The organism is Corallococcus sp. AB032C (assembly GCF_003668935.1).
GTDB classification, from domain to species: Bacteria; Myxococcota; Myxococcia; order Myxococcales; family Myxococcaceae; genus Corallococcus; species Corallococcus exiguus.
Genome location: NZ_RAWP01000047.1, coordinates 15,503 through 40,016, shown reverse-complemented (window position 1 = coordinate 40,016; position 24,514 = coordinate 15,503). Strand labels below are relative to the sequence as shown.

At 69.8% G+C, this 24,514-nt stretch carries 20 protein-coding genes; 13 read left to right on the top strand and 7 right to left on the bottom strand.

Annotated elements, in window-relative coordinates:
• Positions 1 to 121: 121 nt before the first annotated feature.
• Entirely contained in the window at positions 122 to 1,156 is a 1,035-nt protein-coding gene (locus D7X99_RS21350) for an aldo/keto reductase (protein WP_121779397.1), read from the top strand.
• 132 nt (positions 1,157 to 1,288) lie between these two features.
• Positions 1,289 to 3,643: an arylsulfatase gene (locus tag D7X99_RS21345; RefSeq protein ID WP_121779396.1), complete on the top strand. Its 2,355-nt coding sequence runs from the start codon at positions 1,289 to 1,291 to the stop codon at positions 3,641 to 3,643.
• A 59-nt stretch (positions 3,644 to 3,702) separates the two neighbouring features.
• Here D7X99_RS21345 and D7X99_RS21340 read toward each other — a convergent pair whose 3' ends face one another.
• A complete protein-coding gene (locus D7X99_RS21340; RefSeq protein ID WP_121779380.1) occupies positions 3,703 to 5,502 on the bottom strand; it encodes a M4 family metallopeptidase in 1,800 nt (599 codons plus the stop codon).
• Positions 5,503 to 5,850: 348 nt separating this feature from the next.
• Between D7X99_RS21340 and rpsD the strand changes: the two genes are divergently transcribed.
• Positions 5,851 to 6,483, top strand: a complete 633-nt coding sequence (rpsD, locus tag D7X99_RS21335; protein WP_121779379.1) for a 30S ribosomal protein S4 — start codon at positions 5,851 to 5,853, stop codon at positions 6,481 to 6,483.
• A gap of 115 nt (positions 6,484 to 6,598) precedes the next feature.
• Entirely contained in the window at positions 6,599 to 8,797 is a 2,199-nt protein-coding gene (locus D7X99_RS21330) for an FUSC family protein (RefSeq protein ID WP_121779378.1), read from the top strand.
• A 74-nt stretch (positions 8,798 to 8,871) separates the two neighbouring features.
• Here D7X99_RS21330 and D7X99_RS21325 read toward each other — a convergent pair whose 3' ends face one another.
• Positions 8,872 to 10,467 carry a HEAT repeat domain-containing protein gene (locus D7X99_RS21325; RefSeq protein WP_120577751.1) on the bottom strand — a complete coding sequence of 532 codons (1,596 nt, stop codon included), beginning with the start codon at positions 10,465 to 10,467 and terminating at the stop codon, positions 8,872 to 8,874.
• A gap of 103 nt (positions 10,468 to 10,570) precedes the next feature.
• Between D7X99_RS21325 and D7X99_RS21320 the strand changes: the two genes are divergently transcribed.
• Genes D7X99_RS21320 through rsmB form a run of 4 tightly spaced genes read left to right on the top strand, consistent with a single transcriptional unit; the run spans position 10,571 to position 14,456 of the window.
• The gene (locus D7X99_RS21320; RefSeq protein ID WP_121779377.1) at positions 10,571 to 11,161 is read left to right on the top strand and encodes a signal protein; all 591 of its coding nucleotides are present in this window, start codon (positions 10,571 to 10,573) and stop codon (positions 11,159 to 11,161) included.
• A 34-nt stretch (positions 11,162 to 11,195) separates the two neighbouring features.
• Positions 11,196 to 12,134 (top strand): methionyl-tRNA formyltransferase, encoded by a 939-nt coding sequence (fmt, locus tag D7X99_RS21315; RefSeq protein WP_121779376.1) that lies wholly within the window; start codon positions 11,196 to 11,198, stop codon positions 12,132 to 12,134.
• Positions 12,135 to 12,183: 49 nt separating this feature from the next.
• Positions 12,184 to 13,143, top strand: a complete 960-nt coding sequence (locus D7X99_RS21310; RefSeq protein ID WP_169826659.1) for a type II 3-dehydroquinate dehydratase — start codon at positions 12,184 to 12,186, stop codon at positions 13,141 to 13,143.
• On the top strand, positions 13,140 to 14,456 hold the full coding sequence (gene rsmB / locus D7X99_RS21305; RefSeq protein WP_121779375.1) for a 16S rRNA (cytosine(967)-C(5))-methyltransferase RsmB: 1,317 nt from the start codon (positions 13,140 to 13,142) through the stop codon (positions 14,454 to 14,456). Before D7X99_RS21310 ends, rsmB begins: the two co-directional genes overlap by 4 nt.
• 4 nt (positions 14,457 to 14,460) lie before the next feature.
• Here rsmB and D7X99_RS21300 read toward each other — a convergent pair whose 3' ends face one another.
• Both D7X99_RS21300 and D7X99_RS21295 read right to left on the bottom strand, forming a co-directional pair.
• Positions 14,461 to 15,360 carry a LysR family transcriptional regulator gene (locus tag D7X99_RS21300; protein ID WP_120577755.1) on the bottom strand — a complete coding sequence of 300 codons (900 nt, stop codon included), beginning with the start codon at positions 15,358 to 15,360 and terminating at the stop codon, positions 14,461 to 14,463.
• A gap of 129 nt (positions 15,361 to 15,489) precedes the next feature.
• A complete protein-coding gene (locus D7X99_RS21295; protein ID WP_121779374.1) occupies positions 15,490 to 15,777 on the bottom strand; it encodes a hypothetical protein in 288 nt (95 codons plus the stop codon).
• Between the two features lie 73 nt (positions 15,778 to 15,850).
• On the opposite strand from D7X99_RS21295, the gene D7X99_RS21290 reads away from it, so the two are divergent.
• Positions 15,851 to 16,960, top strand: a complete 1,110-nt coding sequence (locus tag D7X99_RS21290; protein WP_121779373.1) for an MJ1255/VC2487 family glycosyltransferase — start codon at positions 15,851 to 15,853, stop codon at positions 16,958 to 16,960.
• A gap of 26 nt (positions 16,961 to 16,986) precedes the next feature.
• Here D7X99_RS21290 and D7X99_RS21285 read toward each other — a convergent pair whose 3' ends face one another.
• Entirely contained in the window at positions 16,987 to 18,027 is a 1,041-nt protein-coding gene (locus D7X99_RS21285; RefSeq protein ID WP_121779372.1) for an SDR family oxidoreductase, read from the bottom strand.
• A gap of 45 nt (positions 18,028 to 18,072) precedes the next feature.
• Positions 18,073 to 18,582: a peroxiredoxin gene (locus D7X99_RS21280; RefSeq protein ID WP_120577759.1), complete on the bottom strand. Its 510-nt coding sequence runs from the start codon at positions 18,580 to 18,582 to the stop codon at positions 18,073 to 18,075.
• A gap of 162 nt (positions 18,583 to 18,744) precedes the next feature.
• On the opposite strand from D7X99_RS21280, the gene D7X99_RS21275 reads away from it, so the two are divergent.
• The 3 genes from D7X99_RS21275 (at position 18,745) to D7X99_RS21265 (ending at position 22,251) form a co-directional block, all read left to right on the top strand.
• Positions 18,745 to 19,878 (top strand): aminotransferase class I/II-fold pyridoxal phosphate-dependent enzyme, encoded by a 1,134-nt coding sequence (locus D7X99_RS21275; protein WP_121779371.1) that lies wholly within the window; start codon positions 18,745 to 18,747, stop codon positions 19,876 to 19,878.
• A gap of 159 nt (positions 19,879 to 20,037) precedes the next feature.
• Complete coding sequence (locus D7X99_RS21270; RefSeq protein ID WP_121779370.1) at positions 20,038 to 20,922, top strand: hypothetical protein; 885 nt, start codon at positions 20,038 to 20,040, stop codon at positions 20,920 to 20,922.
• 39 nt (positions 20,923 to 20,961) lie between these two features.
• Positions 20,962 to 22,251, top strand: a complete 1,290-nt coding sequence (locus D7X99_RS21265) for a hypothetical protein (protein WP_121779369.1) — start codon at positions 20,962 to 20,964, stop codon at positions 22,249 to 22,251.
• Positions 22,252 to 22,287: 36 nt separating this feature from the next.
• Here D7X99_RS21265 and D7X99_RS21260 read toward each other — a convergent pair whose 3' ends face one another.
• Positions 22,288 to 23,304, bottom strand: coding sequence for a hypothetical protein (locus D7X99_RS21260; protein WP_121779368.1), 1,017 nt, complete (start codon positions 23,302 to 23,304; stop codon positions 22,288 to 22,290).
• Between the two features lie 408 nt (positions 23,305 to 23,712).
• On the opposite strand from D7X99_RS21260, the gene D7X99_RS21255 reads away from it, so the two are divergent.
• A complete protein-coding gene (locus D7X99_RS21255; RefSeq protein WP_121779367.1) occupies positions 23,713 to 24,453 on the top strand; it encodes a PP2C family serine/threonine-protein phosphatase in 741 nt (246 codons plus the stop codon).
• The last annotated feature ends 61 nt before the right edge of the window (positions 24,454 to 24,514 follow it).

The following is a 24,514-nucleotide window of genomic DNA, read 5'->3' as shown; positions in this document are numbered from 1 at the left end:
TGATGGGCGCCCCCACGCGCCGCTTCAAGCATCACGCGCGTCGCGAAACGACGGTTGCGCGCCGCGCCACGGCCCGTTACGTGGGCCGCCTTTCCTCCCGCTTCGTCACGAGGTGAACGTCATGGAATACCGGCAGCTGGGTGGTTCTGGTTTCAAGGTCCCCGTCCTCAGCCTGGGCACGGGCACGTTCGGTGGCTCGGGTGATTTCTTCAAGGGCTTCGGCTCCAGCGACGTGAAGGAGGCCACGCGGCTCGTGGACATCGCGCTGGACGCGGGCGTGAACATGTTCGACTCCGCGGACGGCTACTCCGCGGGGCTCGCGGAAGAGATTCTCGGCAAGGCGCTGGAGGGCCGGCGCGACAAGGCCATCATCTCCACCAAGGCCACCTTCCGCGCGGGCGCGGGGCCCAATGACGTGGGCTCCTCGCGCTTCCACCTCACGCGCGCCGTGGAGGCCGCGCTGCGCCGGCTGAAGACGGACTACATCGACCTGTTCCAGCTCCACGCCTTCGACGCGGTGACGCCCGTGGAGGAGGTCCTCAACACGCTGGACGGCTTCGTGCGCGCGGGGAAGATCCGCTACATCGGCTGCTCCAACTTCTCCGGCTGGCACCTGATGAAGTCGCTGGCCGTGTCGGAGCGCTACAACCTGGCGCGCTACGTGGCCCACCAGGCCTACTACTCGCTCGTGGGCCGCGACTACGAGTGGGAGCTGATGCCGCTCGCGCAGGACCAGAAGGTGGGCGCGGTGGTGTGGAGCCCGCTGGGCTGGGGCCGGCTCACCGGCAAGCTGCGCCGGGGCGCGCCGAAGCCGGAGACCAGCCGCCTCAACAACCCCGCCACCGCGGCCGGCGGCCCGCAGGTGCCGGAGGAGTACCTCTTCCAGGTCGTGGACGCGCTCGACGCCGTGGCCCAGGAGACGGGCAAGACGGTGCCGCAGGTGGCGCTCAACTGGCTGCTCCAGCGGCCCACCGTGTCCAACGTCATCATCGGCGCGCGCACGGAGGAGCAGCTGCGCCAGAACCTGGGCGCCATCGGCTGGAACCTCACGCCCGCGCAGGTGGCCACGCTGGACGCCGCCAGCACCACGCCCTGGCCGTACCCGTACTTCCACCAGCGCCAGTTCCACGAACGCAACCCGTTCCCCGTGACGTGAGCAGGGTGTGAAGCAGGAGGCGGCCAGGGCCTGGGTCCGGCCGCCTCCGTCCTGGGGGCAGATTCGCTGCCTCCCGGGACGATGCACCTCACGCACGAGAACGTTCTGGTTCGCGTGGAGGCGCGCTCGCTCATGTCCCTCAAGGAATACAAGCCCGGCAGTCCCTTCCCTGGCGTCATCGGCCGCACCTGGGAGCAGTCGTCTCCTGCGTGGCCTTCGCCCCTGCGCTCGAAGCCCGGCGCGCCCAACGTCCTGTTCATCATCCTGGATGACATGGGCTTCGGGCACCTGGGCTGCTACGGCTCGCCCATCCGCACGCCGAACCTGGACCGGCTGGCGCAAGGCGGGCTGCTCTACAACAACATGCACACCACCGCGCTGTGCTCGCCCACGCGCTCGTGCGTCCTCACCGGCCGCAACCACCACTCCAACGGGATGGGCACCATCACCGAAACGTCGCTGGGCTACCCCGGCTACAACGGCACCATCCCCTTCGAGAACGGCTTCCTCTCCGAGATGCTGATGGAGGCCGGCTACAACACGTATGCCATTGGCAAGTGGCACCTGACCCCCGCGGAGCAGACGAGCGCCGCGGGGCCGTACTCGCGCTGGCCGCTGGGCCGCGGCTTCGAGCGCTTCTACGGCTTCCTGGGCGGGGACACGCACCAGTACTACCCGGACCTCGTTCACGACAACCACGCCATCCGCCCGCCCGGCACTCCCGAGGAGGGCTACCACCTCACCCCGGACCTGGTGGACCGCGCCATGGACTGCATCGCGGACACCAAGCAGGTCGCGCCGGACAAGCCCTTCTTCCTCTACTTCGCCACGGGCGCCATGCATGCGCCCCACCACGTCCCCCGCGAGTGGGCGGACGCCTACGCGGGCCAGTTCGACGACGGCTGGGACGCCTACCGCCAGAAGGTGTTCCAGAAGCAGCTGGAGCTGGGCGTGATTCCCCGGGGCACGCAGCTGTCCCGGCATGACCCGGACGTGCAGGACTGGGGCTCGCTGCCGCCGGAGGAGAAGCACCTCTACTCACGCATGATGGAGGTCTTCGCGGGCTTCCTGGAGCACACGGACCACCACATCGGCCGGCTGCTGAAGTTCCTGGAGGACACCGGCGAGTTGGACAACACGCTCATCATGGTGCTGTCCGACAACGGGGCCAGCGCGGAGGGCGGACCGCACGGCTCCGTGAACGAGCTGAAGTTCTTCAACAACGCTCCGGAGTCCCTGGAGCAGAACCTGGCGGCGCTGGAGGACCTGGGCGGCCCGAAGCACTTCAACCACTACCCGTGGGGCTGGGCCTGGGCGGGGGACACGCCGTTCCGCCGCTGGAAGCGGGAGACGTACCGCGGCGGCACCACCGATCCGTTCCTCGTCCACTGGCCCCAGGGCATCCAGGCGAAGGGCGAGGTGCGCACGCAGTACGCGCACGCCATCGACATGGTGCCCACGGTGCTGGACTGCCTGGGGCTGGAGCCGCTGGCGGAGATCCGCGGCGTCACCCAGTCACCCATTGAAGGCGTCAGCTTCAAGCACACGTTCAACGACGGGAACGCGCCTGGCCGACACCGCACGCAGTACTTCGAGATGTTCAGCTCGCGCGCCATCTACCACGACGGCTGGCGCGCGGTGTGCCCGTTCCCCGGCCCGTCCTTCGCGGAGGCCGGAGAGGGCTTCGGTGAGTCGCTGCTCGACGAGGACCGGCTGCGCGAGCTGGATGCGCACGGCTGGGAGCTGTACCACGTGGCGGAGGACTGCTCCGAGACGCGGAACGTGGCGGAAGAGAACCGGGGCAAGCTCATCGAGATGATCGCCCTCTGGTACGCGGAAGCCGGGCGCTACCAGGTGCTGCCGCTCGCGTCGCCCACCCGCGCGGTGTTCGCCCTGGAGCGCCCGCAGCTCACGAAGGACCGCACGCGCTACGTGTACCGCCCGCACACGTCGCCCGCGCCGGAGAACGCGGCGGTGCACGTGCTCAACCGGCCCCACACCATCACCGCGGACGCGGAGGTGACGCGGGACACGGAGGGCGTGCTGCTCAGCCACGGCGGCCTCACCGGCGGCTACTCACTCTTCATCCAGGACCACAAGCTGCACTACGCCTACAACTACCTCGGCGAGCAGGAGTTCCACATCGAGTCGGCGGTGGATGTGCCGGAGGGGCGCTCGCAGCTGAGGTTCGAGTTCGAGCCCACCGGCAAGCCAGACCTGAAGGTGGGGCGGGGCACTCCCGGTCGCGGCCGGCTCTACATCAACGGCGACCTGGTGGCGCAGAGCACCATCGACGCGACCATGCCGGTGGCCATCAGCCTGGGAGAGGGGCTCACCTGCGGCCGGGACGAGAACTCGCCCGTCAGCCAGCGCTACACCGCGCCCTTCGAGTTCACCGGCACGCTCCACGAGGTGACGGTCGACGTCTCCGGGGAGCACGTCCGGGATACCGCGGGCGAACAGAAGGCCGCCATGGCGAAGCAGTGAAATGAAAAAGGCCCGGACGGGAGCGCAGGGCTCCCATCCGGGCCTGGAACCTCAAGCGACTACTTGGTCACGCCGACGGCGGTCCAGGCCTCGGCGACCTTCTTCGCCTCGGTGGAGTCCTTGCCGTACAGGTCCGTGGCGGCCTTGATGGTGGCGGCGCGGGCCTGGGAGAAGTTCGTCTGCGGCGTCATGTACGTGGTGAGCGCGCGGCCGAAGACCTTCAGGCTCTTCTCCATGCCAATGCCGTCCTTCACCTCGATGCCGGACGTCTTGTTCTTGCCGCCCTCGGTGAGGAGGAAGAAGGCGTTGTTCGCGATGCCGCTGGAGCCGTGAACCTCCGTCATCTTCGGGAAGTTCTTGTAGTTGTCGATGGAGTAGCCGTCCGCCGTCGGGTCGTTCATGTAGCGGAGGGCGTCCGTGTTGTCGCCGTTCTTGGGCGTCCACGCGTCCTCGCCCACGGCCCAGTCGAACTTCACCGCGCTGTTCTTCTGGCTGGCGAACCACTCCACGCCGGTGCCCATGATGTCGCTGAAGGACTCGTTGAGGCCGCCGGACTCGCCCTCGTACTCCAGGCCCGCGGTGCGCTCCGTGAGGCCGTGGGTGATTTCGTGGCCGGCGATGTCCAGCGTGGTGAGCGGGCCGGAGTCCTTCCCGTCGCCGTCGCCGTACTGCATCTTCTCGCCGTCCCAGAACGCGTTCACCAGGTTCACGTCGGTGTGCACGTAGGAGACCAGCTTCTCACCCTTGCCGTCGATGGAGTCGCGGCCGAGGATCTCCTTGTAGAAGTCGTAGGTCATCTCCGCGCCGTAGTGCGCGTCCACCGCGGTGGCGGCGCGCGACGGGTCGGTCTTCTCGCCCCAGACGTCGTTGTTGTCGGTGAAGCCCGTGGTGCCGGACGCTTCCTCGCGGTTCTTCGCGTCGTACGTCACGATGCCCTTGCCGCGCGTCTTGTCGTCCAGGGAGAACGTGCCGTCCTTGTTCTTCGTGGTCTGGATGTCGACCTTGCCGCTGTACATCGTCTGGTCGTCCGCCACGCGGCCCGTGCCCGTGCCCGGAGTCGTGGGCGTCGTCGGGGTGGTGGGCGTCTGCGCGGGCGTGCCCGAGGTGCCATCGGCGCGCCTGGCGTTGGTCGTGCGGTCCAGGTGGCTCAGCGTGTTGTACTGCTTGAGGGACTCGCCGGTGTTCGCGTCGATGAAGTAGTTCATCGAGCGCGGGTCCTTGCCGCTGGACACCTTCGTGTCGGTGAGCGTCACGTGGTAGGCGGCGTGGTACTGGCCGTCCTTGCCCTTGACGATGACCTTCTCCGCGGTGGGCGCCTTGGACGTCTCGCCGTTGAAGTCCTTCTGCGCCACGGCCAGCGCGTCCTTCGCGGTCAGCTTCGTGGGCGCCTTGCCAATGCCCACCGGGATGTTGGACACGTCGCCCGTCAGGCTGTCGAACTGACCCTTCGCGTCCAGGTGGCCGATGATCTGCTCACCGGCGACCTTCACGCCCTCGTGCATGCGGTCCATGCGCACGTGCGTCATGCCCAGCTGGTCGCGCTCCACCGAGCGCGGCGAGAACGACGTGCCGCCCGTGATGCCGCTCAGCTGCGGGTTCTTCTGGTTCACGTACGACACCGTCTGCTGCACGGCCTGCTGCGCCTGGGGGCTGGTGAGGTCCACCGGGCCCGGCGTCAGCTTCTGGCCCACGCCGTTCAGCGCCACCGTGGCCTTCGCCTTGGAGGGCGCGCCCGTGCTGAAGCTGGACTGCGAGCTCATGCCCACCGGGCCCTGGGGCTTCACGGTGTTCGCCGGCTTCGTGTCGGTGCGGTTCTGGGTGGCGACAACGGGCTTCGACAGGTCGGTGCGCAGGGCCATGGGGGCGGGCTTTCGGGGGGCAGGTGAAGCGGACAAATTGATTCTCGTGTCAGCCGTTCCAATGTTGCGTGTGGGCTGTTGCTTACACGGTCATGAGTGGGTCCAAGCTCATGAATTCACAGGTGAAGTTTTCGTCCTACATCCGCCCCAAAAGCACATTCCGACCGGTAGGTAAGCCGGCGCGCGGGGTTGTATTTCCGTTCATTTTCACCCTGCCTGTGCCCGGCCGTCCACCCACACCCCGTGTCTGGAAGCTTGACCGGCCGCTCCCTTTGTGGGTATTGAAATTGATAGTGATTATCAACTTCAACTTGGCTCGACTCAACAGGAAGGCCGGAGGAACGCACCGTGGCTCGTGAACTGGGACCTCGTGGAAAGATGTGTCGGCGGCTTGGCATCCCCCTGTCGCGCATCACCGCGAAGGACCCTGACAAGGATCCGGTGCTGCGCCGGCCGTATCCGCCGGGCCAGCACGGGGCGACGGCGCGCGTGTCGGTGAGCGACTTCGCGCAGCGGCTGCGGGAGAAGCAGAAGTTGAAGCTGTACTACGGCCTGCTGGAGAAGCAGTGCCGCAGCGCCTTCCTGGAAGCGCGCCGGTCGCCGGGCAACACGGGCAAGGTGTTGATGCAGTTGTTGGAGAGCCGGCTGGACGCGCTGGTGCTGCGCGCGGGGCTGGCCACGAGCATCCGCCAGGCGCGCCAGTTCGTGCGCCACGGCTACTTCCAGGTGAACGGCAAGCGCGCGGACATCCCGAGCATCCGGCTCAAGCCGGGCAACGAGGTGCGCTTCCATGCGGAGCACCTGAAGCTCGCGGCGGTGCAGGACGCCTTCGGACGGATGAAGTCCCGCCAGGTGCCCGCGTACGTGCAGGTCCTAGGGGCAGGGGAGGGCATGCGCTACGTGCGGCTGCCCGAGCGTGAGGAGATCCCCGTGGACGTGAACGAGCCGTTCATCGTCGAGTACTACGCGCAGCGCAGCTGACCGCCTGGCCGCCTTTTGCCCGTTCGCCGCGCATGCGAGCGGGCAGGGGCGGAATCCGGCGCTCGCGCACCCCATCTTCTTCCTCTGGGGACGTTCACCCGGGGAAGGAGCGGGGATGCGCGGGGACGGAGGCGAGACGGTGGCGGACGGCTGGGTGGCGCCCCGAGGGCGTGCGGCCCGGGGACACCTGCCCCGTCATGTCGCGGGCCTCTTCCGCTTCCAGCCGGGCCGGCCCGCGGTGTCGGCGGGGCTGCGCACGGGGCTGGCGCTGGGGGTTCCGCTGCTCATCTCCGCGCTCATGTCGCAGCCGGCGGTGTCGTGGGCGGGCATGGCCGGGCTCTTCGTCGCGCTGGTGGACAAGGGCGGGCCGTACCGCACGCGCGCTCGGGCCATGGGGGCGATGACGGTGCTGGGCGCGCTGGTGGGGTTCATCATCGCGCTGCCGAGTCCCTTCTGGGTGGACGTGGCGCTGACGTTCTTCTGGGTGACGGCGTGCGGCTTCGCGCGCAGCTTCGGGGACACGCCGGGCATCGTGGGCATGCTGCTGGCGAACCTGTTCGTGGTGTCGCTGGCCCTGCCGCAGCGTGGGCCGGAAGCCGTGCTGTCGCAGGCGGCGTACTTCGTCGCGGGCGGCCTGTGGTCCATGTTCCTGTCGCTGGTGCTGTGGCCGCTCAGGCCCTACCGCCCGGCGCGGCTGGCCATCGCGGCTTGTTACGAGGAGCTGGCGGACGTCGCGGACGCGGTCGCGGGCTGGCCCATGGAGGGGCCCTCGCGCGTGGGGACGTGGGAGGCGGTGCAGCGGGCCGCGCGCATGCGGCAGTCGCTGGAGACGGCGCGCGCGACGCTGGGTGCCACGCGCCAGGGACGGCAGGAGGAGAGTGGCCGGGGCGAGCACCTGCTGGTGCTGCTGGAGGACGCGGACGCGCTGTCGCTCCTGCTCACGGCGATGTCGGAGGCGCTGGACGAGGCGCCACGTCAGGGCGCGTGCCGCACGGCCCGCATCGAGGCGCAGCACGCGCTGGGCGCGTTGGCGGTGGACCTGCGGGGCGTGGTGGGCTCGCTGGTGCGGGGCACGGTGCCGGTGCCGTCGTCGTGGGACGCGGAGCGGGTGACGCGGGTGCTCCAGGCGGACGGGGGACTGCCGGAGCCGGCGCGCGCTCAGTACTCGCACGTGGCGGGGCTCCTGGGGCGGCTGCGGGAGTACAGCGCGGTGGCGCTGGATGTGGCGTCCCGGCTGGAGAGCGGCGAGCCGCTGCCGGAGCGGGACACGAAGCCGCTGGGGTTGGAGCCGGGGCGGACGCGCTCGTGGTGGAAGGTGCTGCGCGACCACCTGACGCCGGAGTCGGTGGTCTTCCGGCACGCGCTGCGGCTGGGGCTCACCGCGACGGTGGCGACGGCGCTGGCGGAGGGGCTGGGGCTCAATCACTGGTACTGGGTGACCATCACGGTGATTGTCGTGTTGCAGCCGTACTCGGGGCTCACCACGGAGAAGGGGCTGCAGCGTGTGGCGGGCACGTTCGTGGGCAGCGTGTTGGCCATGGGGCTGGTGCACGTGCTGCCAGCGCATGGGCTGATGCTCGCGGCCATCGTGCTGCTGGTCTGCGTGTCGGTGAGCGTGCGGCCGCTGAACTTCACGGTGTACCAGGTGCTGCTGGCGCCGGCGCTGGTGCTGCTCGCGGAGATGCAGACAGGGGACTGGCGGCTCGCGGGGGTGCGCATCCTCAACACGCTGATGGGAGGCGTGCTGGCGCTGGTGGGCATCCGGCTGCTCTGGCCGAGCCCCGAGCACGCGCGCTTCGCCGAGGAGGTGGCGTGCGTGCTGAAGGCGGACCAGCACTACCTGCGCGAGGTGTCGCGCACGCCTGTGTCCACGGAGGCGGCGCTGCGAGAGGCCCGGCGCAAGGTGGGCGTGGCGCTGTTGTCCGCGGAGGCGTCGTTCCAGCGGTTGCTGAGTGAGTGGAAGGGGCCGGCGAAGGAGCTGGAGCCGGGGATGGCGTTGATCACCTATGCGCGCCGCTTCACCGCGGCCGTGACGGCGTTGGCGGCGAGCCGCGCGTGGCATCAGGAGTCAGACCTGGGGCCGGTGGTGCGCTACGCGTCGGACGCGCTGGAGGAGTTGTCCTCGGCGCTGGTCGCTCGCCGCGTGCCGTCTGCGCTCAAGCGTGAGGCGCCGGGCCTGGAGGGCGCGGACGCGCTGGCTCGCACGCAGCTGTCGCGGCTGGTGCGTCAGTTGGGCGTGCTCCACCATGCGGTGGAGCGAATGCCGCCCGCGCTGCGTGCTTCGGAGGATGGGGCTACTCCCGTCCCCGCGTGACAAGTGACCTGCGGGGATACTGCCCGCGCGCGGAGGACCCAATGCGTGCCCTCCGCGCACTTTCAGGATGCGCGCTACGCCCGTTCCAGCTTGACCATCAGCCGGCGCAGGTCCTCGTTCACGCGCACGAAGTTGGAGTTGCCCTTCTCGTCCTCCAGCTGCTTCTTCAGCGCGGGCAGGGACGCCTCGCGCAGCTTCTTCGCCGCGCCGGGCGCGTCCGCCAGCCAGTCCACCGCCTGGATGACCGTGGCGCGCGCCTCGGTGTCGCGTTCGGTGAGCCGGGACGCCAGCGTCGGGCCCTGGTCCGCCGCCCCGGAGCGCCCCACCTCCAGCGCCGCGCGCTGCAACAGCACCGCGTCCGCCTTGGGCAGCCGCTGCGACCAGCAGCCCGCGTTGCCACTGCACGCCTGCGCCGCCTCCAGCACCGCCCCATACCCCTGCACCTGATCCGCGCGCTTCTTGCCCAGCGCCGCGGCATCCTGGCACCCGTCCTCGCCCGTCTCCTGGCAATCCGCCGCCGTGCGCGCGGGCTCCGCCGCCGCCAGCTTCGCGAGCATCGGCTGCTCCCGCGCATCCCCCAGCAGCGCGATGCCCTTCATGGCGATCTCCCTCGAGTACCAGTCCCCGGTGCCCGCCGCCTTCTCCAGCGCGGGGAGCGCGTCCCGGCTGCCCAGCAGCGCCAGCGCCCGCACATACGCATCCCGCACCGTCGGGTCCGGCTCACCCACGAGCCCCGCGAGCGGCTTCACCGCCTCCTGCGCACGCATCCTCCCGAGCGCGTCCGCCGCCTGCATCCGCACCAGCGCCTGAATCTGCGGATCCGAATGCGTGAACGACAGCTGCTTCAACAGCGTGGGCACCGCGCGCTTCTCCCGGAGGTCGCCCAGCACCTGCGCGGCCTTCATCGGGTAGCTGGCGGGGTTCACCCCTTGCGCCTTCGCCCACGTGAGCAGCTCCGCGTCCTTGCCCTCCAGCACCGGCAAGAGCGCGTCCGCCGCGGGCGCGCCCAGCTGGAACAGCGCGAAGCTGCTCTCCACGTAGAACGACATGCCCCGGCGCTCCTTGGTCAGCGTGCGCATCAGCGCCGGCACCGCGCGCGGATCCCCAATCTGCCCCAGCGCCTCGATGGCCTTCTTGTTGAGGAACGGCTCCGCGGACTCGTCCGTCGCCAGCTGGATGAGCGGCTCCACCGCCGGCTTCGCCTTCAGCGCGCCCAGCACCTGGATGGCCTCGATGCGCGTATAGTTGTCCTTGCTGCGCAACAGCGGGACCAGCGACGGCACCGCGCGCTCATCCCCAATCCGCCCCAGCGCGCCCACCACCGCCTTGTTCACCTGCTGCGCCGGCACATCCGAAGCCCCGGGGTCCAGCGCCGCCGTCAGCGGCTCCAGCGACGTCGGGTGGTGCAAATCCCCCAGCGTCCGGGCCACCGCCGCCTTCACCTCCGGCCGGCGCTCCGAGGACAGCCGCCCGTGCAGGAAGGGCAGGAACTGTTCATTGACGTTGCCCGACGTGCGCAGCGACTCAATCACTCGCACCTTGTCGTCGGGGCGTTTGGCCCCCTCCAGACTGGACTGCCAGTACTCCGGCGTCTTGGGGTCCTCCTTCTTGCAACCCCCCAGGGCAAGGCAGGAAACGGCCAGGGACAGGGCGACGAATGAGCGGGACATGGGGCTCCTTTACGTCCGAACGTCTGGGCTTCCGTCGGGTGTAGACCTGTCCTGACGAAGGACGCAAACCTCCCCCACCTCCTGGGGTACGCTGGTCAACGACATGCCCCATGCCGAAGACAGTCGTAACGCGTCGCGTCCGACCATCATCCGCCGGACGTACCTGCTCGACCGAGAATTCCAGCTCAAATACATCTTGCTGCTCACCGGCATGGGCGCCGGGAGCATGTTGCTGTTCGGCGTGCTCGCCCAGCAGGTGCACCGCATGTCCGCCGAAGGGGGCCTGTCCGGCGAGGAGACGCTCTGGTGGCTCACCGGCGTGGCCACCGTGGGCCTGGGCATCGCGCTCGGGTTGTTCGGGTTGCTCTTCACGCACCGTGTGGCGGGCCCCGTCCATGTCATGAGCCTCTACGTCGCGGCGCTCGCGGCGGGCCGCTATCCGCGCCTGCGTCCCCTGCGGCGCAAGGACGAGCTGCGCGCCTTCTTCGCGCGCTTCAGCGAAGCGGTGGACCGCATCCGTCAGCGCGAGGCGGACGAAGCATTCGCGCTGGAGAAGGCGCTGGACGCGCTCAAGGACGTGGCCACCACCCCGGAAACGCGCGAGGCCCTGTCCACGCTGGAGGCGCTGCGCGCGCGCAAGCGTCAGGCGGTGGACACCTCCGCGCCGCCCGCCGCCTTCAAGTCCGTGGCCTGACCCCATCCCTTTTTCCACACGAGATTTCCCTCACATGAGCAGCCGACCCCGCATCGTCTTCATGGGTACGCCCGAGTTCGCCGTGGCCTCGCTGGAGGCCTGCTTCGACGTGGGCGACGTCGTGGCCGTCGTCACCCAGCCGGACAAGCCCAAGGGCCGGGGCAACGCCGTCACCGCGCCGCCCGTGAAGGAGCGCGCGCTGGAGAAGGGCATCCCCGTGCTCCAGCCGCAGAAGCTGCGCACGCCGCCGTTCTCCGAGGAGCTGCGCCAGTACGCCCCCGACGTCTGCGTGGTGACGGCCTACGGAAAGATTCTCCCCAAGGACCTGCTGGCGCTTCCGGTGAAAGGCTGCGTGAACGTGCACGCGTCGCTGCTGCCTCGCTTCCGGGGCGCCGCGCCCATCCAGTGGGCCATCGAGCACGGCGACAGCGAGACGGGCGTGTCGCTGATGGTGATGGATGAAGGCCTGGACACCGGCCCCGTGCTGGCGATGAAGCGGCTGCCCATCGCGCCGGACGAGACGAGCGCCACGCTGCACGCGAAGCTGTCCGCGCTGGGCGGCGACATCCTGCGCGAGTCCCTGCCGCGCTACCTCCGCGGCGAGCTGACGCCCCAACCCCAGCCCTCCGAAGGCATGGTGCTGGCGCCCATCATCGACAAGGAGAACGGCAAGCTGGACTTCGCGAAGCCCGCGGTGGAGCTGGACCGCCGCCTGCGCGCCTTCACGCCGTGGCCCGGTGCGTACACGCTGCTGGGTGGCAAGGTCTTCAAGGTGCACCGGATGCGGCCCGCGGAAGGGAAGGGTGCACCCGGCACCGTGCTGTCCGCGGGGCCGGAGGGCATCGAGGTCGCTTGTGGAGAGGGCTCGCTCGTCCTCCTGGAGGTCCAGCCAGAGGGCAAGCGGGTGATGCGCGCGGCGGACTTCCTCTCTGGAAACAGATTGCAGCCGGGCAGTCAGCCGTTCACGTCTTGAGCGCGCCGCCGAGCGCCATGTGGAATTCTCGCGTCATGGAGTCGCACGGATGGGCATGAAGCTGCTGGTGTTGCACGGACCGAACCTCAACCTCCTGGGCGAGCGTGAGGACGTCGTGGGGGGCCGCCTGACGGACCTCGACGCGGCCCTGCGCGCGAAGGCGAAGGAGCTGGGACTGACGCTGACCATCGTCCAGTCCAACCACGAGGGCGTCCTCATCGACACGATCCACGCCGAGCGCAAGAACGTGGAGGGCATCCTCATCAACCCGGCGGGCTACTTCACGTCCTACGCGCTGAAGGAGGCGCTGGAGGCGGTGGGGCTGCCCGCCATCGAGGTGCTGCTCAAGCCGCCCGCCCGCGAGTCCATGGTGGCGGAGGCGTGCGCCATGCAGGTGCTGGGGCTGCACGGCTTCGACCCGTACATCCAGGCCCTGGAGACCTTCGCGAGCGGCATCTTCCACCCCGCCATCCCCGGGCCGGTGAAGTCGCTGGGCCGCCGCAAGAAGGGCGCCGGGCCCGAGGACGAAGACTCGCGTCCGAAGCCCAAGCTGGTGGGCCGCGTGCACCCGCTCAAGAAGGACGACGCGCCGGAGCTCACGCCGCTGGCCACGCCCGCGCGGTCGCTGCGGCGCACGGCGGAGGCCGGGGGCCCGCTGAAGACGCTGGGCCGCAAGTCCGTGCCCACGGTCGTGAAGACGGACGGCAAGCCGGGCAAGTCCCTGGGCCGCGCGGCGAGGGGTGGATCCACGCCCGCGTCGGACCTGCTCACCCGGGCGCTCGTGCGCCAGAAGATCGCGGACCGGCTGGCCGGACGGCTCAGTGAAGCGGAGCTGGCCACCTGGGCCCGCGCGAAGTATCAGCAGGTCCAACGTGGTGAACCGGCGGAGAGCGGCCACCGCGAGCTCCTGGAGGACAGCCTCCAGAGCCTCACCCTGTCCCATCTGCCCGCGACGCGGATGTCGGACGAGCAACTGGTGGACCTGATGACCCGGCTGGAAGAAGGATGAGCGCCCGTATCCTCGCCATCAACATCCTCGCGCGCGTGCGCGCGACGGATGCCTACCTCAACGTGGTGCTGGACACGGTCCTGTCGGAGACGCCTCCGAAGGACCCCCGCGACGCGGCGCTCGTCACCGAATTGACCTACGGCACGACCCGGCGGCAGCTCGCGCTGGACTACGCCATCACCCGCTTCGCGGACCGCAAGCTGGACGCGCTGGAGGACAAGGTCCTGGCCGCCCTGCGCGTGGGCGCCTACCAGCTCTTCCACACCCGCGTGCCCGCGCGCGCCGCCGTGGCGGAGACGGTCCAGGCCCTCAAGGACGTGGGGCTCGGGCGCGCGGCGGGCTTCACCAACGCCATCCTGCGCAAGCTGTCGGAGCTGCCCTCGCCGCCGCTGCCTTCGCAGAAGGACCCGGTGGAGTACCTGTCCGTGCGCGAGAGCCACCCGCGCTGGCTGGTGGAGCGGTGGATCCGCCAGTTCGGCCGCGAGCGCGCGGAGGCGATGCTCGTCGCCAACAACCTGCCGCCCGCCGTCGTCATCCGCGCCAACACCTCCAAGGTGACGCGCGACGCGCTGCTCGCGCAGCTGAAGGACGTGGGCGTGGAGGCGCGCGCCACGGAAGCCTCGCCCGTGGGCATCATCCTGCCGCCGGTGGGCCGCGTGGAGGACGTGTACGGCTACTCGGAAGGGCTGTGGCAGGTGCAGGACGAGGCCGCGCAGTTGGTGGGCGTCTACGGCGCCATCCCGGAGACCGCGCGCGTGCTGGACGCCTGCGCGGCGCCGGGCGGCAAGGCCTGTCACCAGGCGGAGACGCACGACGTCGTCGCGGTGGACCTGCACGCCAACAAGCTGCGGAAGATTGAAGCGGAGGCCCACCGCCTGGGGCTGTCCGGGCGCCTGAAGGCCTACGCGCACGACGCGTCCGAGCCGTTCCCCGAAAGCTGGGGCGAGTTCCACGCGCTGGTGGTGGACGCGCCTTGCACTGGACTGGGCACGCTGCGCCGGCACCCGGAGCTGCGCTACCGCCGCAAGGAGGAGGACGTGGCCCGGCTGGCGACGCTCCAGCGGCGCATCCTGGAGAACTGCCAGGAGGCGGTGCCGGCGGGCGGCCTGCTCGTCTATGCCGTCTGCACGCCGGAGCCGCAGGAGGGGCAGGACCAGGTGGACATGTTCCTGCGCAGCCACCCGGAGTGGACGGCCGAGCCGCCCGTGCTGCCCGGCCTCAAGCTGCCGCTCGCCCAGGCCTGGCTGCGCACGCTGCCCGGGCCGGAGGGCTACGACGGCTTCTTCGCGGCCCGGCTGCGCAAGCTCTACTGAGGCTTCAGTCGTCCTGCGGAAGCAGGGAGGCCTGCTTGAAGGCCTCCAGCACCGCGGCGGACGCGCGGTCCAGGTACTTGCCCTTGCGGATGAGCAGTCCAATGGGGCGCGACACCGGCCCCTCCGCGAAGGGCTTCGCCACCAGCGAGCTGTTCTTGATTTCGGCGTGGGCCGTGGCGAGCGGGAGGATGGCCACGCCCAGGCCCATCTCCACCGCGCGCTTGATGGTCTCCACGTTGTCCATCTCCATCACCGGATTGATGTCGATGTTCTTCTCGCGGAACAGGCGGTCCAATGCCTTGCGCGTGGGGGCCTCCCGGTCGAAGGCGATGAAGGGCACGCCTGACAGCGCGGTGACGCTCACCTTCGTCTTGCTGGCGAACGGGTGGTTGGGCGCGCAGACCACCGCCAGCTTGTCGTCGCGGAACGGCAGGATGTCCACGCCCGCGCGCGGCTGCGGATAGGCCACGATGCCAATCTCCGCGGCGCCCAGAATCACGTCGTCGTAGACCTGATCATTGCGCCGGTAGTTCAGGCGCATGTTGACCTTGGGGTGCGTCTTCAACAGCTGCTTCTGCACCACGTTCAGCTCGTGCAGACCCACCGAGTAGATGGTGGACACGGTGGTCGCGCCCTGGACCTCCGTGGCCTGCTCGCGGATCTCCTGCTCCACCTCCGCGAAGCGCGCCAGGATTTCCTTGCAGCCCCGGAACAGGCGCTCGCCCGCGGGCGTGGGCGTCACCTGCCGCGCGCTGCGCGAGAGCAGCTTCTGCTCGTAGCGGTTCTCCAGCGCGCGAATCTGCTGGCTCACCGCCGACTGCGTCACGTGATTGAGCTGCGCCGCGCGCGAGAACGAGCCTGTCTCGACCACGTCACAGAACATCTTCAACGATTCGAGCTGCATGGGCCGTCTCCTACCCTCAAACCTAATGGCCGGGCCAGTGGTAATTAGTTGACCTACCCCGCGCGCGAAAATGACCTACAGGCACAATGTGCCTGGCTGCTTGCGCGGCGCGGCGAAATCCTTGGGCTCTCAAACGTTGGAGTCATGGGGCGGGCGCGGGCGGGTGAGGGCAAAGAGGGCGGCGCCCAGGGCGACGAGCGCCCCGCCGGAGAGCGTCTGCACGCGGCCCAGGTCGCGGTCCGTCTCGTGGAGGAGCTGGCACTCCTGCGGGGACAGCCTGGCGCAGTCGGCGGGGGCGAAGACGGCCCTCACGCCCAGCCCGAGCAGCCCCACGCCGCCCAGCATGAGGCCGGCGATGCCCCCGAACGCCGCGGCGCGCAGGACAGAGGCACCCCGGGGCGAGGGCAGGGAGGTCATGGACCGGGAGGCGTAGCACCGTCCCGGGCCGGAAGGGACAGGGGAGGGTGTCCCGGGCGTATGCTTCCGGACCATGCGAATCCTGTATGGGGTCGTCGGCGAAGGGATGGGCCACGCCACGCGCTCGCGCGTGTTGCTGGAGGCGCTGACGAAGGAGCACGAGGTCCACATCGTGGTGTCCGGGCGGGCGCAGAACTACCTGGCCCAGCGCTTCCAGAACGTGCACGGCATCTGGGGGCTGACCATCGCCTACGAAGGCAACTCGGTGAAGAAGTGGCAGACGGTGCTGCAGAACCTGAAGGGCGCCGTGACGGGCTGGCCGCAGAACGTGCGCCAGTACTTCGACCTGGTGGAGGGCTTCAAGCCGGACGTGGTGGTGAGCGACTTCGAGACGTTCAGCTACCTGTTCGCGAAGAACCACCGGTTGCCCGTCATCAGCGTGGACAACATGCAGGTCATCAACCGCTGTCAGCACGACCCGGCGCTGCTCGCGGGCCACGAGGAGAGCTTCGAGGCCACGCGCGCCATCGTGAAGGCGAAGCTGCCCGGGGCCTTCCACTACCTGGCCACGACGTTCTTCTACCCGCCCGTGCGCAAGCGCCGCACCACGCTGGCGCCGTCCATCCTCCGGCCCGAAATCCTGGCGGCGAAGCCGGAGGCCGGTGAGCACCTGCTCGTGTACCAGACGTCGACGACGAACACGCAGCTGCCCGAAATCCTCAAGCAGTCCGGCGTGCCGTGCCGCGTGTATGGCCTGCGCCGTGACCTCAAGGAGGACGTGGTGGAGGGCAACCTCACCTACCGGCCCTTCAGCGAGGCGGGCTTCATCGACGACCTGCGCACCGCGCGCGCGGTGGTGGCGGGCGGCGGCTATACGCTGATGAGCGAGGCCGTGTACCTGCACAAACCGCTGCTCAGCATCCCCGTGGGAGGCCAGTTCGAACAGGTGCTCAATGCCCTCTACCTGGAGCGGCTGGGGTACGGGATGTATGTGAAGGAATTGAGCCTGGACGCGCTGAAGACGTTCCTCTCACGCGTGCCCGCCTGCGCGGAGTCCCTCAAGGGCTACGAGCAGGACGGGAACGTGAAGATTCTCGCCGCGCTGAATGATCAGCTGGCGCAGGCGTACGAGCACCGCGGCCACTGGCGCATGGAGCTGGCGGAGATGGACGGCAAGGTTTAAGCCCCCGTCCACCGGGTGTCCCCGCGTCAGTGCAGGGACACCTCGTTCTCGTTGTTGCGCTCCGCCGCGCGGCGGCTCATCTCCGTGAGCCAGGAGCGGGTGAGGGGCGTCTCGCTCTCGCTGCCCTTGTAGCGCTCCGGGGTGCTGTCCTGGGGCAGCCGCCGGTTGACGGCGTCCAGCACGCGCGCGGTGAGGTTGGGCGCCAACGCTCGTCCCACCGCGCCCAGCTTCGCGGGCATGCCCACCAGCACCTCCGCGTCACCCCGGCGGCACGCCTCGATGATTTTGCGCGCCACGCGCTCGGCGCTCATGGACACGCCCATCATCGAGTTGCTCACGTGGAACCACGCGTACTCCTTCTCGTGGTCGCCCTTGAAGTTCGCGTTGCGCGGGCTGCCTGTGCGGATGAGGGACGGGCAAGCCGTCGTCACGCGGATGCCGTCCTGGGCCAGCTCCGTGCGCAGCCCGTCCGACAGGCCCACCAGCGCGAACTTGCTGGCGGAGTACGGCACCAGGTGCGGGATGCTCAGCTTGCCGCCCATGGAGGCCACGTTGACGATGCGGCCCTCGCCGCGCGCCTTCATGGCCGGCGCCACCGCGAGCGTCGTGTACAGCGGCCCCCACAGGTGGACGTCCACCGCCTCCTCGAAGTCCTCCAGCGTCATGGACTCCAGCGGGCCCACCATGATGACGCCCGCGTTGTTGATGAGCACGTCCACCGCGCCCCAGTGCTCGTGGACGGCGCCCACCATCGCGTCCACCTGCACCTGGTCGCGCACGTCGCAGCGCAGGGTGAGCACCTCGCCGCCCATGCGCTCCAGGTCCGCGTGGGCGCGCTGGAGCGACTCGACGTCGCGTCCGCAGATGGCCACGCGCGCGCCCTCCTTCAGGAACGTGCGCGCCATCACCAGTCCCAGCCCCCGGGAGCCTCCGGTGATGACGACCGTCTTGCCCTGGAAGCTGTAGCGCGGACGCAGCACGCGCTTCAGCCCCACGACGGCCCCCACCCCGGCGGCCAGCGCGCCCAGGGAGAAGCCCCTTCGCTCGGTGTGTCGTCGGTCAGCCATGGTGCGACTCTCCTGGGGAGGGAAGGGTGGGGGACGCGGGAGCGCTCAGGGATTGGAGGCCGCGACCTGGTCCTCCTGCTCGCGGGACACCTCGCCGTGGAGCGCGGGCGGCTCCTGGCCGGGCAGGTCCTTGAGCAGCGTGCGCACGCGGCGCACGGCGTCCTTGCCGCCGATGCGGTTCTTCAGCCGCCCATCCGTACCGAAGAGGAGGAAGGCGGGGTGCTTGTCCACGCCGTAGGCCTTGGCCATGGACCCGTCGTCCATGGCGATGGGGTAGCGCAGGCCGTGCTCGCGCGCGAAGCCCTCCACCTTGTTGGTGTCCCGGAGCTCCGTCTCGTTGTGGGTGACGTCCACGCCAATGACCTTCAGGCCCTTGGGCCCGTAGTCGACCACCCACTGGTTCACGGCCTCGAACTGCTTCGCGCAGTCCTCGCAGTCCATGGTCCAGAAGTGGAGGAGGACGGGCAGTCCGTCGAGCTCCGAGACGTGGACGGGGGCGTTCACCCACCCGCCATCCGGGTCCAGCAGCGTGAGCGGGATTTTCGTCGAGGCCATGCGAGCTCCCAATGCGAAGTGGAAAGCGCTTCAACGGGACGTGACTCAAGCTATGCATGCGCCACCGGTTGCTCCCGGCTGCGCGCCCGTCCGCTCGCCTGTCCGGCAAGGGCTGTTGGCCCGCTCCGCCCTCCGGTGGGCAGGCGGGCATGGAGGCCGTGAATGCGCATCCCAGACTTCGAACTGGAGCGGTACTTCGCGCGGTGGGAGTTCGCCGCGCCCTACCTCCTGTGCTCCTCCGACATCGAGGGCTGGCGCATGGCGGACCTGCTGGCGCTCGCGTCGCCGGAGGACCGCGCGCGCTGGGACGGGCTGACGCTCGGCTACACGGAGACGCCCGGCCTGCCCGCGCTGCGCGAGGCCATCGCCGGCATGTACCCGGGCCTCATCTCCGAGGATGTCCTCACCTTCGCGGGCGCGCAGGAGGCGCTGTTCGTCGCGATGAACGCCCATTTGGGGCCCGGCACACACGCCGTCGTCACCTGGCCGGGCTACCAGTCGCTCTACGAAGTCGCGCGCTCCGTGGGCGCGGACGTGACGCTGCTGCCCCTGCGGGAAGAGGACGGCTGGGCCCTGGACCTGGACGCGCTCACGGCGGCGCTGCGTCCGGACACGCGCATGGTCGTGGTGAACTTCCCGCACAACCCCACGGGCTCGCTGCCGGACCGCGCCACCTTCCAGAAGCTGTGCGCGCTGTGCGAGGCGCGCGGCATCCACCTCTTCTCCGACGAGGTGTACCGACTGCTGGAGTACGACGCGAACGACACGCTGCCGCCCGCCGCGTCGTGCTTCACGAAGGGCGTGAGCCTGGGCGTGATGTCCAAGGCGTTCGGCCTCGCAGGCCTGCGCGTGGGCTGGCTCGCCACCCGGGACGCGGAGCTGCTCGCGCGCTGCCGCGCCTTCAAGGACTACACCTCGCTCTGCAACAGCGCCCCCAGCGAGCTGCTGTCCCTCATCGCGCTGCGCGCCCGTGAACGCGTGCTGGAGCGCAGCCGCGGCCTGCTCACCGCGAACCTCGCGCGGCTGGATGACTTCTTCGCGCGCCACGCGGACACCTTCCACTGGGTGCGCCCGCGCGCCGGCAGCGTGGCCTTCCCCCGTCTGCTGCGAAACATCCCGGTGGCTCGTTTCACTGAGTCACTGATTACCCGTGAGGGTGTGTTGCTGTTGCCGGGTGACGTGTATGGCTTTCCGGGCAATCACTTCCGGTTGGGTCTGGGGCGCGCCAACCTGCCGGAAGCACTGGAGCGGCTGGAACGCTTCGTGCGGGACGGTGCCCTGGACGCGCTGGGGTGACTTCCAGAGCCAGCGCGGTGCGTCAGGGTTTTCACTGACGGCCCGACTTTCGGCTTATCGCCTTCATCTGAAACAACCCCTAGAGTGGTTGTCCCCTCGCCCGGCCTGGGGCCGTGCGGAAGCCCTCTCATCCCCCGAGAGGCCAGGAGACACACCCCGATGAAGATGCTGATTGGCGCGGCCGTGACCGCCGCGACGCTGTTGGTGGGTACCGAAGCCGCCGCGACGAACTACACGCTGTGGATCCACGGCAAGAACGGCAACAAGACGCAGGCGGGCAACTACGCCGACTTCAGCTACTGGGGGCCGTCCACCACCGCGGCGGGCGTGAACAAGAAGGCCGTCAACTGGAACGGCACGCAGCGCGTGGGCTCGGAGAACTACCGCATCCGCAACGCGCTGGACTGCTTCTGCACGGGCACCAACTCCTGTTACATCGCGGTGCACAGCGCCGGTGACCTGCAGATCGGCTACGCGCTGTCGCTGTACGGCACCAGCACGCGGCCGGTGACGAACGCCACGCCCAACGCCAACGGTGAATGCGGCAAGGTGAGCACCTCCACGAAGCCGGGCTGGAACATCAAGTGGGTGGCCGTGGCGTCCGGCGCGGGCGGCGGCAGCGAGCTGGCGGACTACGGTGAATGGGCGGTGAGCGAGCCCCTGGTGAGCGACCTGGTCACCACCACGGCGCGCTCCATGTACAACCACAACGCCACGGCCAACGTGGAGTTCCTCATGTTCGCCGGCTCCAAGGGGACGCTGTACTCCGGCATCCTCCCGGGCCAGGACGACGAGGCGGTGGCCTACCACTCCACGGGCGGTGTCTCCGGCAGCAGCGGTGGGTCCTACTGCAACCCGGGCGACTGGTTCTGCGGCGGCACGCTCAACCTGCTCAAGAACGCGTGCAGCGACGGCCGGGCGAAGTGGAGCTACCACTCCGTGTACCTCCGCGACGACGGTGAATCTTTCAACCACCACGCCAATGGTAACTGGGGAGGCATCGTCTCCAAGGTGCGCGAGTACATGGTCCAGTACGCGTACTAGAATGACGGCTTCCCCCGCCCCCTCCGGCGAAGCCCGCTCATGACACGCGAAGACGGCCCAATCCCCTCCGCCTCCCGGCTGCGCCACGGCCGGTGGTTGCTCGCCCTCGTGCCCCTGGTGCTCGTGGGCGGGGCGTTCTTCTGGTGGCAGGGAAGCGAAGGGGCCGTAGCGCCGGAGGGCGCACCGAAGCCCACCTCCGCCCCGGTGTCCGACCCCCGCGAGGGGGCGCGGGCACCGGCGGAGCGCTCCAGCGCGGCCATGGCGGCCGAGTCCGCCCCGCCGTCACTGCTCAGCCCGGAGGCCCGCGAACGCGAGGCCCGCCGTGAGCTGTGGCAGAAGCGGTTGGAGCGCGCGAAGCGCTCGTTGGAGTCCTACGTGGCGGCCACGCGCTATCCGCCCGAGTCGCGGCCTGGCCGCGAGCATCCGGATCAGCTGGAGCTGGCGGAGCCGGAGCGCACCCGGCCGCTGAGCCCCAAGGCCGCGGAGGACGGCACCTCCGACGTGCAGCTGCGGCTCAAGCAGGACAAGGTCTTCGTCGTCGGTGATGAGACGGTGCTCTTCACCGTGGCGTGCGAGGACTCGCGCCGCGCGCCGCGCCCGTGCGAGGTGGTGTCCGCGCTGGCGCACGAGGCGGACCACCTGGCGGACGCGGGCGGCATGCCGGGTGTGCCCGTGATGTTCGTGGATTCGGGCCAGGGCGGCGACGCGGTGGCGGGTGACGGGATGCTCACCGGGCGCTTCCAGCCGTCGAAGCAGGGCTTCGCGATGTTCTCCGGCACGCTGCGCGTGGTCATCCGCGTGCGCTCGGGTTCGCTGGAGGACTCGGCGTTCTTCGACGTGCTCTACACCTCCGCGCCGCCGGCCACGTTCACCGGCCGGGTGCGCGAGGTGCTGGAGGGTGGGTCGCTGGACCTGTACCTGCCCGTCCAGGTCCGCAAGGCGGGGCGGTACGTGGTGTCCGGCCGGCTGGACGACGAAGGCGGCGTGCCGTTCGCGGTGCTGTCGTTCAACGAGGAGCTGCAGGAGGGCTCGCAAGAGGTGAAGCTCAACGTCTTCGGCAAGGTCATCCGGGACGACAAGCCCACGTTCCCGCTGACGCTGCGCGACGTGGATGGCTTCCTGCTCAAGGAGATGGGTGACCCGGACCGCGAGCTGATGGTCACGCTGCGCGGGCCCGTGCACACCACGCGCGAGTACGCGCTCGAGCAGTTCTCGGATGCGGAGTGGAGGAGCCCCGAGCGCGACCTCTACACCCGCGAGCTGGAGAAGGACGTCACGGAGGCGCAGAAGCAGCTCGACGCCGCGCTCGCCGACAAGCCCGAGCCCTGAGCGTCAGGGCCCGCTCCCCGGGGCTCGGGATTCGGCTCAGGACTCGAGCGGAGGCGGCGGAGGCGTCTGGGCCGCGTCGACCTCCACGAGGTCGGCGTCCTGCACGTCTTCAATGAGGTCCGGGAGGTCCGCCGTCGCATCAGCGGGCTCGGCGGCCACCACCACGCCAGGCTCCGGTTCGGAAGCCGAGTTCTTGCGGGCCTCGGCATACGCGGCGGCGTAGGCGGCCTCGGCCTGGACGGCCTCCATCGTGAAGTCGTCCGCGTCCGCGAGGAAGTCATTCGACGACGGGGCGCTCGGCGGCGCATCCGGTGACAGCGCCTCCGGCCCGCTGTCCTCCAGCGTGGCCAGGAACCCGCCCGAATCCTCCGGCGCACCGGACACCTCCAGGCCGTCCGCGTCTCCAGACGCATCCGGAGCCGCGTCGTCCATGTCCAGGTCGTCGCTCAGCGCGGCCAGCTCCTCGTCGCTGAGGCCGGACAGGTCACCGGACTCCAGGAGGAAGAGCAGGTCCTCCGCCTCCTTCGAGGAGGCGGTGCTCGGCATGGTGTCCAGGTTCTGGAGCTCCCACTCGGCCGCGTCGGGCGACAGGATGTCGGAGGGGTCCAGGGTCGGATCCTCCGGCGAGGCCTCCGCGCGGCGCTCCGCCTGCTGGAAGTGGCGCGCCTGCATGAGCGGCGTGGACATCTGCGGCGTGCCCAGCCGCTGGGCGTACGCGGGCGCGGCGGCCTCGAAGGTGCTCTCACCCGCGAAGGTGCGCAGGTGGGGGTTCTCCAGCAGCGCGGTCCGGGCCTCCGGGGCCTCCAGGCCCGACGCGCGCCCCCCGGCCTCAGAGCCCGGGTCCGACGTCAGCCCCAGGTCCTCGAGCAGGGCGCCGGCCAGGTCGCCGTCGGCGTCCGCCCGGAAGTCGCTCGAGTCGGAGAAGCCCCGCCGCACCGGCTCCACCGGCGTCATGGGCTGCTGCTGCACCGGGGCGGTGACCTCCAGCTCGGAGGAGATGGACCAGGCCCGGGACGTCGAGATGCCAGAACCCACTCGGCGGATGGATGTCATGGTTCTCCTCGGGTGATGGCCCGCAGGTCGGGCAGCTCCTGCATTGTCCGCTGGGGCCGGCAGGAGTTGCTAGGGGGATGCGAGTGGATCCCCATTGGCCACAATGCCCGATATCCTACCGGCGCCCATGACTCCCACCCTTGCTCCACACGTGGACGCCGGTCCCGCGTCCTCCCACGAGGTCCGCCCGGGCCTTCGGGGTGTCACGCCCGTTGAGAAGTCGGGGCGGGACGGGGTGGAGACGACCGCAACGTCGGTCCTCGGACAGGGGAGTGCGGGTGCGCGGAGAGAACGCGCACCCGGGCGTTCTCCAGAGGCGAGAACCCCATGGGGGAACCCCGGGCATGAAGCGACCGGGCCGTTGGCCTCCCGTTTGCTCACCGGGAGCCCAGCCAGGAGGCAGTGGTGATGAGATTCGAGTGCGCGGGGCAGACCCACATCGGGCGGCGCCCGCACAATGAAGATGCGTACTGCGTGCTGCCCGAACGCGGGTTGTTCGTCGTGGCGGACGGCTTGGGGGGACAGGAGGGCGGGGAGGTCGCCAGCCAGTGCGTGGTGGACACCTTCGCGGGGTTCAGCGACCGGCTGGACCGCGACCGCGACGGCACCTGGCCGGACGCGGTGGACCCCGCGCGAAGCCGCGAGGAGAACTACCTGGCCGCGTGCACGGCGCTCGCCCAGCGCACGTTGCGCGTGCGCCGCGTGGGCAAGCTCAAGGAGATGGCCTCCACGGTGGTGGCGCTCGCGGTGGGAGAGCGCAGCGCGGCGGTGGCCCACGTGGGCGACAGCCGCCTGTACCGCCTGCGCGAGGGCCAGCTGGAGTCGCTCACACGCGACCACTCGCTCATCGAGGAGCTGCGCGCCGCGGGGCGCGAGCCGCCCGGCAATCCGGCCAACCTGCGCCACCTCATCACCCGCGCCCTGGGCACGGAGAACGCGGAGCCCACCGTGCAGTGGCTGGAGACGCAGCCCGGGGATGTCTTCCTCCTGTGCTCGGACGGCCTGTATGAGCCCCTGGGTCCAGAGGTGATGAAGGAGCAGCTGCACGCTCCCTCCGCCCAGGCCGCGTGTGACGCGCTCGTGACCGCCGCGTACGAGGCCGGTGGCCGCGACAACATCACCGCTGTCGTACTGCGCGTGGCGGTCTGAACGTCTACCCAGCGCGTCACGTGCTGGGAGTGCGGGGATGATGAACCCCACAGGTCGGTCC